Source organism: Nocardia sp. CC227C (assembly GCF_030767025.1).
Classification (GTDB): domain Bacteria; phylum Actinomycetota; class Actinomycetes; order Mycobacteriales; family Mycobacteriaceae; genus Nocardia.
In genome coordinates, this window is record NZ_JASITE010000001.1 from 217679 (window position 1) to 232207 (window position 14529).

Sequence of the window (14529 nt, forward strand, 5' to 3'; positions counted from 1 at the left end):
CCTCGCGTACTTCTGATGCTGGCGCTGTATACCCCTTGACGCACGCGCCGAACGGCCGATCCTGGCCCGCCCGCGAGAATCTGGTCGAGATCCTCGAGCGGGAGCTGCTCGGCCCGTTGGGCGGGCCGAACGAAGTCCTCCGCACCACACCGGATCAGGCCTACCTCATCGGCCGGATCGCACCCGAACGCATTACCGAGCGCGGTACGCCCGATGACGCCGACACCGGCGAGCCCGATACCGACGTCGGCGACGATGCCGATGCGACACTCGGTCGCGGCGTTCCGGTCACGGCGGTGGACGAGACCGGTGTGGGCGGCGACGAGGACGCGGCGGGGCCGAGCGAGTCGGAGGATGCGCCGCAGAAGCGCGGTCTCGTCATTCCCGCCTCCATGGGGCTGCGATTTCAGATCCCGGACGATCTGGACGCCTTCACCGTGACCGCGTCGTGGGGGATGTACAAGCGGGTCAAGGACGAGTCCGGGGCGCTGGACCCGGCCAAAGCGCCGGTGTTCCAGCGCACTCCGATCGAGATCCCGGTGACCATTCGGGTGGCCGACCTGGTGCACGGGCAGACGACCGACGTGCACCTGCGGGACGCGGTCATACTGCGGGTGGATCGCTATGACGACCCGTCCGGACGGCGGCTGATCGACGTGGCGCTGTGCAATGACCGGGAGACCGGGCGGCACATCCCGACCGATGCGTGGATGTATCAGACCAAGCTGTCGGTCGAGGCCGAGGGCGCGGATGTGTTCCTCCCGGTGAACGATCCGCTCATTGACGTCCGGTACGAGCCGGACGACGATCGGCGGCGGCTCAACCTGCAATACCGGGACCGGCTCGAATTCGCGGTCGGGCGAACCTGTTCGGTGGACTGGGAGGTCGCGCCGAAGCAGCGGCGCGCGCGGCGGGTGTGGACGACCTGGCTGCCGGTCAGCGAGACCCCGCAGACCACGACGGGCGAGGTCGCGGCCATGCTGGATATGGTCGCACTCGCCGAGGCGGAACCGGACGAGTTGCGGGCGGGGCTGGAGCCGATCGTCATCGAGTACCGGCAGTGGCTCGACACGCAGCAGGAGCGCGTGCAGCGGGAACTGCCGGAACATTTGCGGGCGGAAGCCTACGAGGCGATCGCCGAGGCGCGGCTGGTGCAGCAGCAGCTCGCCGAGGGATTGGAGCACCTGCTCTCCGATCCGGAAGCGCTGCGTTGCTTCCGGTTCATGAATCGCGTCATGGCCGCCCAGCGCATTCAGAGCCAGGTGGCGGCGCACCGTGCGCAGGAACCGGATTCGAGCATCGACCAGGTGCGGCACGCGCTGCTCCAGGATGAGGGTTCGCCTATCTACAAAGGGGCGAAGGCGCATTCGTGGCGCACCTTCCAGCTGGCGTTCATCCTCATGCAGCTGCCCATGCTCACCGATCCGGCGGCGCAACGCCGTTCGGGTTCGACGACCAACAGCGGCTTGGCGTCCGCGCAGTTGCTGTTCTTCCCCACCGGTGGCGGCAAGACCGAGGCGTACTTGGGTTTGGCCGCTTACACGTTCGCGATCCGCCGTCGGCAGGGCGTCGTCAGCAGCGAGGACGGTCCCCTCGACGGCGGTGCCGGTGTGGCCGTGCTCATGCGGTACACGCTGCGGCTGCTCACCGCGCAGCAGTTCCAGCGCGCCACCGCCCTGGTGTGCGCGGCCGAGGTCGAGCGGCGCGCGGACGAGAAGCTCTGGGGCACCGAGCCGTTCCGGATCGGGCTGTGGGTGGGGTCCGCGGTCAGTCCGAAGTGGTTCAAGGACGCCGAGGACGAGCTGAAGAAGGTCAATGAAGGCCGCGGTCACCGGCTGACCGTGTTGCAGATCCAACGATGCCCCTGGTGCGGCAACAAGATTCGCGGCGCGGACGTGAAACCCGACGCCGTCGACGCGCGGATTCGGGTCTATTGCAGCGACGACCTCGGCGACTGCCCATTCTCCGAGGGCGGTGAGGTCGACGACGGTCTGCCGGTGCTCACCGTGGATGAGGAGATCTACCGGCTCGCGCCGTCCTTCGTCATCGCGACCGTCGACAAGTTCGCTCGGCTGGCACGTGAAGGGGAGGCGGCGTCACTGTTCGGCTACGTCGCCGAGAAGTGCGATCGCCACGGCTACGTGCACCCGGATTACAAGGGCTGCACCGTCAAGGACGGCAGCAAACACGGCGCGAAGGGCAAGGATCACCCGGCGGCGGGGCGGCGGCCGGTGGGGCGGCTGCGGCCACCGGACCTGATCATCCAAGACGAGCTGCACCTCATCACCGGCGCGCTCGGCACCACGGTGGGCCTGTTCGAGTCGGCAATCGATGTCGTGTCCAGTTGGCGGACCGCCGACGGGCGGCCGGTGCGCCCGCTGCTCGTCGCCTCCACCGCGACCGCCTTCAAGGCTGCCGACCAGGTGCACAAGCTCTACGGCCGGGACGTGACCATCTTCCCGCCGCAGGTGCTCGATGTCGGCGACACCTTCTTCTCGCGGGAGGTGCCGATCTCCGAGGAGAACCCGGGCCGCCGGTATCTCGGTATCAGCACCACCGGGGTGCGTGTCACCACCGCCGAGATCCGCGTCGCCGAAGTGCTCATGGCCGCGGGGCAATTGCTGCTCAACCGGCACGGTGTCGCCGCCGACCCCTATCTGACCTTGGTGGGCTATTTCAGCGCCACCCGTGAATTGGCCGGTATGGCACGATATCTCGGCGACGATATCGAGACCCTGCTGCGCAAGTCCCGCCCGTGGTCGGCGCTGCCCCGCCGGTACGGCACCGACTTCGGGACGCTGAACACCGTGGAACTCACCTCCCGGGTCGCCGGTGCCGATATCGCCAAGATCCTGGACCAGATGGCGGTGCCGTTCGATCCGGCCTTCGACGCCACCGGTGCGAAACCCACCGAAAAGCGCGAGGTTCGTCCCTACGACGCGGTGCTGGCCACTTCCATGCTGCAGGTCGGCGTCGACGTGACCCGGCTCGGGCTCATGCTCGTGGTCGGCCAGCCCAAGAACACCGCCGAATACATCCAGGCGTCCTCCCGAGTGGGGCGAGACTCCAGCCGACCGGGCCTGGTCGTCACCCTGGGCAACTGGGCACGCCCCAGGGACCTGGCGCATTTCGAACAGTTCCGGCACTATCACGAGACCTTCTACGCGCAGGTCGAGGCGTTGTCGGTGACCCCGTACTCGGTGACCTCGCTGGAACGAGGCCTCGACGGGGTGCTGGTGAGCGCCGCCCGCGTCCGGCAGGCCGACCGGGTGTCCGGGCTGTCAGCGGACAAGGGCGCGGGGCGCATCGACACCGAGAACAAGTTCGTCGAACAGCTCATCGACCAGCTCGTGGACCGGATGCTGCGGGCATCCGGCGAAGACGACGCCGGACGGGCGCGCACCCGGCTGGGCAACCGGCTCGATCATTGGCTCAAACGCCGCGCCGAACTCGCTGCCCAGTCCAAAGTGCTCAGCTATTCCGGAAACAGCGACGGCACGGGCGCACTGCTCATCAGCGCCGAGAATGCCCGCGACCGCGACCGCCGCGATATGCCGCCGTTCGTGGTCGCCAACTCCATGCGTGAGGTGCAGCCGGAGATCAACCTGCTGGTGAGTCCCATCAAGGAGAACCTGGTGTACATCGCACCGCCGGGAGCGCCGAAATGGGATATGCCCGAAGCGCACGAAGGGGAGAAGCCGTGACCGACGCGCCAGCGATGGAACCTGTCCACGATCCCACTCAGACCGTCGATCCGCTCGGCGATATCGAGAGCGCCGCGGAGAAAGGCATTCTCAAGAATCGCGCAAAAGTGGGCTCCGCCCGACCGTCCTCGCTGCTGTACACCTACGGTCCGGGCTCGGTCATGGACATGCCCAATATGACGGTCATGCCCACGGGTCTCGACGACTGGGATCGAATCTGGTTGCGCCGCAGGGGGCATCCGACCATTCACGCGCCCCGGCTGCGCGACGCCGTGCGCAGGCTGATCAAGGGGGCCAACCGGGATATCGAACTGCGGCCCTTCCCCTGGCAGCCGACCAACACGAACTTCTCGAAGGAGGGCGAGGACCTCGGCGTGCCCGCGCGCGTCTTCCCGCAGTGGCTGCGCTGCACCGGATGTGACATGCTGGCCCCGCTCAGCCATTTCGACTATGTCAACACCCACCCCTTCCGCACCGATCTGGCGCGCTTCGAGCACACCAAGTGCAAAGGTCGCCGCGGTGAGCGCAAACCGGGACCACGCCCCGCCGTGCCCGCGCGCTATCTGCTCGCGTGCGCGGACGGCCACGTCGACGAATTCCCCTACGTGCAGTGGGTGCATCGAGGTCGGCGGTGTTCGGAAGCGCCGGATAACCCCCGCCTGACCATGACCGACCGCTCCGCAGGCAAAGGCGCGGTGGCGACGATCCGCTGTGAATCCTGCGACCGCAAACGCGGTATGAACGAGGCGCAGGGCGAAGCGGCCGAAGCGAAGTTGCCGAAGTGTCGTGGGCGGCACCCCCACCTGGACGCGTTCTATCCGTGCGAGAACACCGTCCGGCTCATCCTTGTCGGCGCGTCCAACCTCTGGTTCCCGGCCACGCAGTCCGTCATCGTCATGCCGGAATCGGAGTCCGCGCATTACGAGGAGGTCGCCAGCCGCGTCCGCGGCGCGTTCGGCCCCGAGCTGGCCGACTACGCGCAATCACCCATCGGACTCGTGCGTAAGGCGCTACACGGTGAGGATGTCGACGTCGCCGAGTTCGATGATCAGCAACTGAAGCAGATCATCGAACTCGCGCTGAAACCGCCCCAGGAGGACGGCGACGATCAGCAGCGGACCTGGGATCCGATCGACCTGCTCCTTCCGGAGTGGGAACATCTGATCAAGGATCCGATCGGGGACCGGCACGAGGAACCCCGCAGCAATCTGACGATCTCGCGGCGCGAACGGCATCCGGACCTGCCCGCCGCCCTGTCCCGCGTCCTCGCCGTCGAATCGCTGCGGAAGGTGAACGCCCTCGTAGGATTCACCCGCGTCGACGACATCGAACGCGTCGACGACCTGCCGGGCCGACTCGTGCCCCTGGCGCGCAAGACGACGCCGGACTGGACCGTAGCCACCGAAGACCGCGGTGAAGGGATATTCCTCCAGCTCGACGAGGCCAGCGTGTCCGCATGGGAACGGCGCATGCTGAAAGACCCGCTGTGGCAAGCTCATAGGGCCGCGCATCGGCTCAATTTCAACCGGCGATTCTCCGAAACCGCGGCGACTGTCGACCCGGACAGCCGACTTCGACCGCCACGGTACTGGCTCGTGCACACCCTCGCCCATGTTCTCATCCGGGAAATGGCGATGACCTGCGGGTACAACGCCGCCAGCCTCAGCGAGCGACTGTATGCCTGGCGGGCCTCCGACGGTCGCGCGCCCAGCGCGGGGCTGCTGATCTGCACCACCGCTTCCGACAGTGACGGCACGCTCGGCGGACTGGTCGAACTGAGCCGCCCGGAACGCCTGTACGAGGTGGTCACCCGTGCCCTACACCGTGCCACCCGTTGCTCCTCCGATCCCATCTGTGCCACGCGCACACCGCAGGCCCCGGAGGACTTCTTGCACGGCGCGGCCTGCCACTGTTGCGTCATGGCGTCGGAAACCTCGTGCGAGCGTGCGAACCGGTTCCTCGATCGCAGATTTCTCATTGATCTACCCGGGAGCAGTCGTGGGTTCTTCGGCCGGATCGGATGACCCGGCGCTACGGCTCGGCGCGCTGCTGACCGGAACCGAGGCAGCCGACATCGCGGACCGGCTGGCTGCGGGCGGAATACTCTCGACGGCGCTGCGGGCGGTCGACTCCGCGCACAGAGCGCGAATTCGGCAGCTGATCACCGAGATAGGCTCCGAGCACGCGGTCGCCGTGCTGCGCGCCATCCAGGGTGCGCGCTCGGCCCGCCCGGTCGCCGACCCGCTGTGGACACTGCCGGGAGGTCTGGCGCGCAGTGGACGGCTCACCAGCGAAGTGCGCCGGGTGGTCGACGGCGCTCGTCGATCGGTCGTGTGCTCCACCTTCAACTTCCAGCGCTCCTCGGCACTGTGGGGCGCATTGCAGCGGGCGTCGCAGCGACCGGGTGTCGCGGTGCGCGTGTACCTCGACGCACAGGCCGCCGAGGGTCCTCGGACGTCGACGCCGACCACCGCCGAAGTCGCCGCGCGATTGAGCCCTGCGGCGGTGTACCGCACGAAGGAATATGACGGCTCCTACGTCCGCAACCACGCCAAGTTCCTTGCGATAGACCATCGTTTCCTGTTGGTGACCAGTGCCAATTTCTCCCGGAGCGCCGAGAATTACAATGTGGAGCTGGGCTTGTTTCTCGACAATCCGAACCTGACGGAAATCGTCGAGAACGAATTCTTCCAGGTCGAGAACCACATCTACGAGCGTGTCGACCCGGGAACGGATGACACGGGTTAGCGGATTCTGAATCCATCCGGGAACGGTCGTATTTCGAGACGTCGGCTGTCCGGGTCCAGGGTCCCGCGCGCTTCGATCGGCCTGCCGCGGCGGTGGGCGTCGATCGCCTGGTCGTACTGCTGGGAGGTCAGGGTCACCCACACGATACCGTGGCTGGTCGCCGGGTCATCGGCGGTGCCGATCCGTTCCATCACCACCATGCCGCGAACGCGAGCTCGTTTATCCAGTTCACCGGTGGTGGTCAAAGTGTCGATGGTACCCGTGACGGCCGCCTGTCCGGACTTGGACACCCGCTCCAGCACCGTCCCGGCCTTGATCACGGTCCGCACCATTGCCTCCGTGAAAACCATTGCTTCCGTGGGAAAATCGATCTGCCGCGTGCGGGCCCACGCGAAGCTGATGTCGAACGGCCGACACTTTGTGATGCCGCCCGCCAGGCGGCCGATGGCCGCGCACAGGTTCGACGAGACGCCCACACCGCTCGCTTCGACGAAGGGACCGTAGTCGATCTGACCCTGGGCGGTGTGATCGGCGGCGGCGTGTACCGCCGCGGTCGATGTGTAGAGGCGTGTCATCACCGCTCGGCCGGACAAGGGACTCGGCAACGCGTCGATCGTCAGTCGAGCGGGTGGTTCGATCGGCACCCGTGCGTCGAATATGTAGCTGCCGGGCCGCGTCGTGCCGATTCGGACCCGTTCGAGGGATTGCTCAACCTGCGGCGAGCGCCCCGTGAAATGCAGATGGGGACCGCGTTCCACGCTCAGCGCGGAGGTCTTCAGCAGATCGTGTATTCCCTGCATCGCTTTGAGCGCCAGCGGCATGGGGATGGTGCCGGTGGTGGTGCCGGGGTGCAGTCGAAACGATGGCACGTCCATCGCCGGTTCGGCGATGTCGAGCAGGACTTCGTAGTCCTGCCGGTTCTCGCGTTCCGCCAGCGTTCGTACCGCAGTGCGAAGCAGCGCCTCGTCATCCGGGTACTCCAGTTCCGTCGGGACGAGCAGCTGATCACCGTTCGATTCCCACACGTTCGCCCCGCGCCACCTTCCCTCGAGTCGCCAACCGTGGCTGGCGAGGTAGCCGCTCAGTGCGCCGGGATCGATGTCGGCAGGCAGGTTCTTCATGGCTTGATCACCGCCCCGGCGGAGTGGACGAGCTTCAGCAGCGATGTAACGGTCAGCAGGTTGGTCTCGGGGACGAGTACTCTCGTATACCGGTCGCGACTCGGGTTCGCGATCGGCTCTTCGCCGGACAGATCCTGCCAGTAGGCGGCATGCGCGAGCGTCAGTCGAGCAGGTGCCGCGACCGTGTAGTCGCTGGCCGCTGGAGGCACGATCACCAGGACCAGAAAGCGCGGGACGCGTTGCGCCCCGGCGAGCGCATTGAACTGTCTCTCGTTGAGGCGGTCGTAGCGAAAGTGCCCGTTCCGTCTCACAGGTTGCGACCAACTCTTCACCTGCATCTCCACGCAAGGGAAATTGCCATTGGTCGCACCGGGTAGTTTCAGGTGCAGATCGACGCCGGAGAAGTCGGGATCGAACTTCGCGACCTGCAGCCCGGCGGCAGCCGCGAGGGCATACACGAAGGCCTCGTCATAGTGACCTTGGTGCGGATTGCTGTCCCGGAACCGTTGGTCAGTCATGACACCGCCTCCACCCCACAATCAAGATCTCTTGCCTGCATTAGGCGAGCGGGACGCGGCATTGTGAGAAACCGCCGGTCGCGTTTTGGACGGCAGCCACGCGCGGTGTTCGCGTTCATGCGACCGAGCGGAGAGCTGAATCCGGCGGTCTCGACGCCGACGCGCGAGACCGGCGGATTCCCACCCGGATCTATCGCGTACCTCCGCTCACAGCCCGCTCGGTGGCCTCCGGTACCACCGGGTGATCACCTCCACCAGGTGCACGATGTTCTGGGTGCGCATGATCGGCGCGGCGGCCTGGGGTTCGAAGTCGGCGTGGGCGTCGCTGGTGCGCCACAGGCTGGCTTCGGTGACGGGTGCGGACATGTGCGGGTCGAGGCGTTTGAAGAACTCGGTGATGTCGTCTAGTTCGACGGGATTGTCGCCGGAGCGCAGTTCGCGGAACACCCCGCCGAGGACCCGCAGCATGCCCACCGAGCCGAGCAGAGAGGTACGGCGCAGACGCTGGGCCTGGGTTGGTTCGCCGGTGGCGCGTTCGGTGTCGGCGTCCTGTTCGGCCATGGCGGCGAGATCGGTGAACGCCATGGAGATGACGTCGAGGAAATCCCTGACCTTCTCGATGACCGCGCCGTCGGTGAGCGTTTGCTCGGCCTTCTTGCTGATGCTGCGACCGGGTCCGGCGATGACGGCCCGGGTGATGTCGGCGACGTGCTTGGCGCCCAACAGGTTCGGGTTCTTCACTGTCATGCGGTCCTGTTCGGCGTCCACCCGGCCCTTCAACAGCGGGTGGTCGATGACATCGGACAGCGTGCGGTTGGCGACCTTGTCATTGTCGAAGCGGGCGCGGACGGCGCTGCTGATGCCCTTGGCGTTGTCGGCGACATCGACGAACATCTGCTGCGCCTTGATCGGATCGGGCTCGACGTAGATGTCGACGCCGACGTACTCGCGCTTGAGCCGGTTCATCTGCTGCACGAGTTTGTCGCGCTCGGACTGCAGGCGAGCGGCCTTGTCGACGCTGACCTTCCGCGCCAGCTCCCGGTCGATGCCGGAGATGGCGTCGGTGATGCGCTGCTTCTCGATCGAGACGCCCAGCACCCGGTGCTGTCCGTCGATGGTGCGCAGGGTGGCGATGCCGCCGATGGCCCACGGCACCGTCAGGTAGCCGACCCGGCCCTCGTCGTCGGCGGGCTGGAAGACGCAGCCGCCGCCGTCGCGGGCCAGCAGCGCGGGCGCGACCCAGTCCTGTTTGGCGTCGAGGTATTCGCCGAAGTGCTTGGCGTGCAGGCGATCCACCTTGCGGTTGTCCTTGTCCACATTATTGGGGTCGGGAACCGGCAGGATGGTCGGGAGGTCGAGGAGCGGGACGCGGGTCGAGTACACCGAGCGGCCGCCCTGCGTGGTCTTCAATGCGAGATAGGTGCTGGAATCCTGGGGCTTGGACAGCAGTTGGGGGTTGATGGCGATGGTCATGGGATCTCCTGGAATCGGTTCGGCAACTGGAATGGGTTCGGCGACGTGTTCAGAGCGGGGTGATCCGCTGTATCGCGGCTACCGGCGTGCTGTGCGTGTCGCTGCTGACGCGTCCCGTCACCACGTCGGTTCGGGTGCCCGTCAATTCCAGCGAGTGGATGCGCTCCCACGAGGTGCCCTCGTCGATGACGATGGTGACCCGGTACCGCTCGGCGGGGTCGAAGTTCGCGGGTCCGATCGCGGCGATGGCGAGTTCGTATTCGAAGTTGCAGCCCGCCGAGCCGAAGCACTGCTTGTCGGTGATGGTCAGCTCGGGCTCGATGCTCGCGTGGGTGGGGACGTCGTAGGCGACCGTTGGTGTCGGCGGCGCTTGTCGACTGGTCGAGACCTGGGTCCTGGGGGTGGTGGGAGTCGGTGCGGTCGTTGTGGCGGACGTGCACGCGGTGAGGCAGCCGAGTACGACGGCGGTGGACGCCGCGGATGCGATGAAGCGAGGGAATGTCTGCATGATTCTGGCCTGAGGTCGGTTGCCGGGCCGCGATCGGCGCGGACCCGGCGAGCTGGGCGGAGGCGAACGTGAACCGCTAGCGCAGCGAAACTTTCACGCCGCCGGAGAACATCGAGTCGTGTAGGACGATGTGGTCGGGGACGGAGCCCGCGGGCAGGTCGTAGACCAGCTGGGCGGTGATCGAGTTGCCCGGGTTGATCCTCGCGTACAGGCTTGTTTCAGCCTGGAGGTTCATGGCGGCCATGGAATCGTTGTCGAACTTGCGATTCTCGGTGTCGTAGAGATCCTGGCTGCCGGGGGCGAAGCTGTCGGGCACGTCGGAGATGTTGCGAACCGACAGCGAGACGATGGTGAACGCACCCTGCGCCTGCTTGCGCGTGAACGGGTTGTCGCCTACCTCCGTGATGCCGGAACGGACATCGGTGACGATGAATTCGAACTTGCCGTCGCGGACGGGGACGTTGAGGCCGGGCGCAGGGTGCCCGGCGTCGGGGACAATGCCGGGCTCAGGCGCCGCGGCGGGTGCGTCGCCCGGATCGGGGGCCGCGGCGGGCGTGTCACCGGGGGAGCCGTTCTCCGCTGCCTTGTCGCCGGTGCTGTTCAGAACCCCGCCGATACCGCAGAGCACCACGATGCCCGCGAGAACAATGAGGATGATCTTGAGGGTGTTCGACTTCCCGGGCGGCGCGGGGTAGCCGGGCGGTGGGACCGGGACCCGCTGGTAGTGCTGCTGTGGGACGTGGGGTTGCCGCGGTGGGACAGGAGGCTGCTGGTACGGCTGCTGCGGGTGGTTCATGGGATCCTTCGTCTCGGGTTCGCGATGCGCGCGGCATCGGCGGGGGTGAATCTGTCGGTGGTCGTCGCGGCGGTCGCCGCCGTCGGTGGTTTCAGATCCGGCGGATGCGCCGGACCAGATGGCGCACCATGACGCGGAACCGAGCCCGTGCACTGGTGTGCGATGAGCTGGGACACGGTGTCCCGGGCGCGGTCGGGGCGGACACGGCAGCCCTGGCCGACGGTGCGGTGCGCCGCGCCACTTCCGCCGGGGTCGGCACCCCCGTCGGATCGACGGTGATCGACGAGAGGTCGAGGAGTGCGCGGGGCCGAGCCGATGCCGTCGCCGTCCGCCGCCGGATGGTCGCCCCCTGCGCGACCATCCGGCGGGCGCTGAACTGCTCGACCGTCCAGCTGGTCAGGTGCCAGCCGTCGCAGACCTGACATCGATACGAGCGCCGTTCTCGCCGTGCGGGATCGGTGTGATCGATACCGGCCAGCACCAGTTCGGCATCCATCCGCAGGAAGTACCGGCGCTTGCCGACGGCGCAGCGGGTAGTCGGAACGCGGACGGGTCGCTGTCGTAGCTCCGCGCCGCTGCGTACCGCGAACCGGTACTCCCGACGACGTCCGCGACGGGCCGCGCGGCGATGTTTGGTCATGACGATCTCCGAGCTGTGAACCTGTTGGTGAATCGATCGGTGCCTCGATGGTGGAAAACTGTAGATGAGAGTGAAAACATTGTCTACAGGAATTTCCTGGATTGATTTTCGCTTCGACATGCCGCAGGGTGGTGGAACGTACACGAGAGGAGGGACATGTCGAAGCTCGAATCCGTGGTGAGTGCCGCGGAGATCGCCAGGCTGGCCGGTGTCACTCGGGCCACGGTCAGCAACTGGCGTCGGCGACATGCCGACTTCCCCGCTCCGATCGGGGGGACCGAGGCACGTCCCGCCTTCGACCTGCACCAGGTGCGGGAATGGCTGGACGACCACGGGGTCGAGATGGCCGTAGCGCCGACGACCGAATTGCGCACCCTGCTGCGGACGGCGGCCACGCCGGACGCGGTGGCGCGACTGCTGGCGGCATTGCGTCGGGTCGACGGCAGCTGGCGGACAGCGGCCGACGGGGACGTCGGCGGCAGCGGTGGGGCCGCCGGCCCGGCCGACCTCCTGGCGGCGGCCGCAGGGGTCATGGAGCGTGCCACCGCCATCGACGGAGTCCGCGCGGTAGTGGACGCCCTCGCCGAACGCGCCCTCGAGGACATGTCCGCGACAGGGGTGTACCCCACCCCGGAGCCGCTGGCCCGGCTGATGGCGGCCCTGTTGCATTCGCCCAGCACGCCGGATGTCCACGGGGTGTTCGATCCGGCATGCGGTTCGGGCAGCCTGCTGCTGGCGGCGGCTGACGATGGCGCGGCGGATCTCTACGGGCAGGATGTGCTCGCGGTCCAGGTCGATCGGACGCGGCTGCTGCTGGAGGCCGAAACGCCGCGCGTCGCCGACATACGCGTCGGTGACAGTGTGACGGCGGATGCCTTCCCAGGGCTGTCGGTCGACGGTGTGCTCTGCAATCCGCCCTACGGTCAACGGGATTGGGGTTCGGAGGAGCTGGCCTTCGACACCCGCTGGAACTACGGCCTACCCCCTCGCAACGAATCGGAGCTGGCCTGGGTGCAGCACGCGATAGCGCACCTGCGGCCGGGCGGCACCGCCGTGCTCCTGCTCCCGCCGGCGGTCGCCTCGCGCCCGTCCGGTCGCAAGATTCGGGCGCAACTGGTCCGCAAGGGAGTGTTGCGTGCCGTCATCGGGCTGGCCCCGGGAGCAGCGCAACCGTGGCACGTCGGCTTGCAGCTCTGGATTCTGCGCCCGGAGCAGGCAGACGTGCCCGCCCCCGAGACCATGCTGTTCGTCGACACGACCGCGGTGCCCGCTGCCGCGGACGGCATCGACTGGGATGCCCTGACCGATATCGCGGTTCGCTCCTGGCGGGCCTTCGACAGCGCGACCCCCGATGCGGCGATCAGCTCCGGAGTGTCCGCGATAGCGCGGCTGGTGGACGTCCTCGATGACGACATCGACCTCACACCCGCCAGATATGTTCGGGCCGCACTGGATTCGGATGCGCTCTCCGATCAGATCCACGCGGCGACCTGTCGCCTGGCGAGCGCGGCGACGGAAACGGCCGCAGTCGCCGATGAATTGGGCGGCTGGGCGGCCGCGAGCGGCAAGTCCTGGCGTCTGGTCACCATCGCCGAACTCGCCGATCACGGCCAACTGCACTGGCTTCGCGCCTGCCCGGCCAGCACGGAGCGGACCGATGCCGAGGAGCGGCGTCCGGTGCTGACCGCACCGGACGTAGCGACCGGTACGCCCGCCTCGGGCACGCTGCTCACCGCGGCGCCCGCCGAGATCGTGGATGTCGCGGCCGGTGACGTGCTCATTCCGGCCGTACGCAGCGACCGCTCGGGTGGCCGCAGCGCTCGGGTGGCCGGACCGGAGGACGCCGGAACCATTCGCGGCCCACACATCCACACGCTGCGCGTCGACCCGGACCGGCTCGACCCCTGGTTCCTCGCCGGCTTCCTCACCGGAGCCGAGAACATCTCCGCGACAAGGACATCCACCGTCCGATTCGATCCGAGTCGGCTACGGGTGCCCCTGCTCGCGTTGAGCGAGCAGCAACGCTACGGTGAGATCTTCCGTCGGCTTTTCCTGCTGCGCACCGCCGCGCGGCGGGTGACCTACGCCGCGGAGCACGCCGCCGAACTGGTGACCACAGGTCTCACCGCCGGAGCGCTCGCACCCAGCGAGCGGCCCGATAGGCCAGCCGATCGAAGACTCGGCCGGTAATGGTCGGCTGTCGTCATTTCCGTCGATCACTCCGCAGTCGATCGCTTCGCGCAGTCCGGCCGGCATCGTGCTGCTACCGTTGCTGCCGAGTGCGAACGCGACACTCGCGACGATCTCGGGGGGAGAAGACCTACTGTGAAGCGTGACGTCGCGGCCCGCCGTGGGGATCACCCGGACGATGCGCGCGAGGACTACCCGGCCCTGCGTGCCGCGCTGCTCGATCCGTCGGAGCCGGGGCCGCCGATACTGCACACCGCTTCCGAACGGCACGAGATGATCTCGCTCGAAGACCTGGTCGACGCGGGAACCTGCACGATCCACGAAGCGCCGGTCACCATGGTCGCCGGCACACCGGATGCCCGGTCGCCCGACGGCCGCGACACCCTCGTGCTGTCGGCCAAGGATCTGCGCCTCGGTCGCGCTCCCTCGCGGTATGGCGACCGCGAGGAGGCGGGGGCGGTGGTGACCGTCGCGGGTGATGTCATCGTTTCGGCGGACGCCGTTCGTGTCTGCGTCGACGCCGACCTCCTGCTCGGTCCCGGATTGCGTCTGGTCCGGGTCCACTCCGCCGCTCTCGACCGGCAATTCCTTGCCGGAGTCCTCCGTGCGGCGCTGTCCGAGGCCGACGGGAAACCAGTTGACCTCTATCAGGTTTCGGTGCCACGCATTCCGCCTCCCGAGCAACGCCGGTATGGCCGCGCGTTCGAGCAGTTGATCGAGTTCGAGGATGACTGGCATCGGCGGCGCGCGTCCACACAGCGGCTGCTGCGAGTCGCTGTCAGCGGGCTGGCCGCGGGGCGGCTGCGTCCCGATGGCGCCGACACATAGGTT

At 67.5% G+C, this 14529-nt stretch carries 11 protein-coding genes; 5 read left to right on the plus strand and 6 right to left on the minus strand.

Annotated features, from left to right (window positions below; all coding sequences use genetic code 11):
* The first annotated feature begins 35 nt into the window (after positions 1-35).
* From drmA to drmC, 3 genes are read left to right on the plus strand one after another with little or no spacing between them, the layout of a single operon-like run.
* Positions 36-3704 carry a DISARM system helicase DrmA gene (drmA, locus tag QMO76_RS00970; RefSeq protein WP_306359204.1) on the plus strand — a complete coding sequence of 1223 codons (3669 nt, stop codon included), beginning with the start codon at positions 36-38 and terminating at the stop codon, positions 3702-3704.
* Positions 3701-5728: a DUF1998 domain-containing protein gene (drmB, locus tag QMO76_RS00975; protein ID WP_306359205.1), complete on the plus strand. Its 2028-nt coding sequence runs from the start codon at positions 3701-3703 to the stop codon at positions 5726-5728. The genes drmA and drmB overlap by 4 nt, the downstream gene beginning before the upstream one ends.
* Entirely contained in the window at positions 5703-6452 is a 750-nt protein-coding gene (gene drmC / locus QMO76_RS00980; protein WP_306359206.1) for a DISARM system phospholipase D-like protein DrmC, read from the plus strand. Before drmB ends, drmC begins: the two co-directional genes overlap by 26 nt.
* Here the strand turns inward: drmC and QMO76_RS00985 are convergent.
* The 6 genes from QMO76_RS00985 to QMO76_RS01010 all read right to left on the minus strand — a co-directional run bounded on the left by QMO76_RS00985 (position 6449) and on the right by QMO76_RS01010 (position 11508).
* Positions 6449-7273, minus strand: coding sequence for a hypothetical protein (locus QMO76_RS00985; protein ID WP_306359207.1), 825 nt, complete (start codon positions 7271-7273; stop codon positions 6449-6451). The two genes, drmC and QMO76_RS00985, sit on opposite strands and share 4 nt — an antisense overlap.
* A gap of 296 nt (positions 7274-7569) precedes the next feature.
* Positions 7570-8091, minus strand: a complete 522-nt coding sequence (locus tag QMO76_RS00990) for a DUF4365 domain-containing protein (protein ID WP_306359208.1) — start codon at positions 8089-8091, stop codon at positions 7570-7572.
* Between the two features lie 207 nt (positions 8092-8298).
* Positions 8299-9564: a DNA sulfur modification protein DndB gene (locus QMO76_RS00995; RefSeq protein ID WP_306359209.1), complete on the minus strand. Its 1266-nt coding sequence runs from the start codon at positions 9562-9564 to the stop codon at positions 8299-8301.
* Positions 9565-9613: 49 nt separating this feature from the next.
* The gene (locus QMO76_RS01000; protein ID WP_306359210.1) at positions 9614-10072 is read right to left on the minus strand and encodes a hypothetical protein; all 459 of its coding nucleotides are present in this window, start codon (positions 10070-10072) and stop codon (positions 9614-9616) included.
* Positions 10073-10148: 76 nt separating this feature from the next.
* Positions 10149-10868: a DUF4352 domain-containing protein gene (locus QMO76_RS01005; protein ID WP_306359211.1), complete on the minus strand. Its 720-nt coding sequence runs from the start codon at positions 10866-10868 to the stop codon at positions 10149-10151.
* A gap of 91 nt (positions 10869-10959) precedes the next feature.
* Positions 10960-11508, minus strand: coding sequence for a hypothetical protein (locus QMO76_RS01010; RefSeq protein ID WP_306359212.1), 549 nt, complete (start codon positions 11506-11508; stop codon positions 10960-10962).
* Positions 11509-11664: 156 nt separating this feature from the next.
* Between QMO76_RS01010 and QMO76_RS01015 the strand changes: the two genes are divergently transcribed.
* Both QMO76_RS01015 and QMO76_RS01020 read left to right on the plus strand, forming a co-directional pair.
* Positions 11665-13698 carry an N-6 DNA methylase gene (locus QMO76_RS01015; RefSeq protein ID WP_306359213.1) on the plus strand — a complete coding sequence of 678 codons (2034 nt, stop codon included), beginning with the start codon at positions 11665-11667 and terminating at the stop codon, positions 13696-13698.
* 273 nt (positions 13699-13971) lie between these two features.
* Positions 13972-14526, plus strand: a complete 555-nt coding sequence (locus QMO76_RS01020) for a hypothetical protein (RefSeq protein ID WP_306359214.1) — start codon at positions 13972-13974, stop codon at positions 14524-14526.
* The last annotated feature ends 3 nt before the right edge of the window (positions 14527-14529 follow it).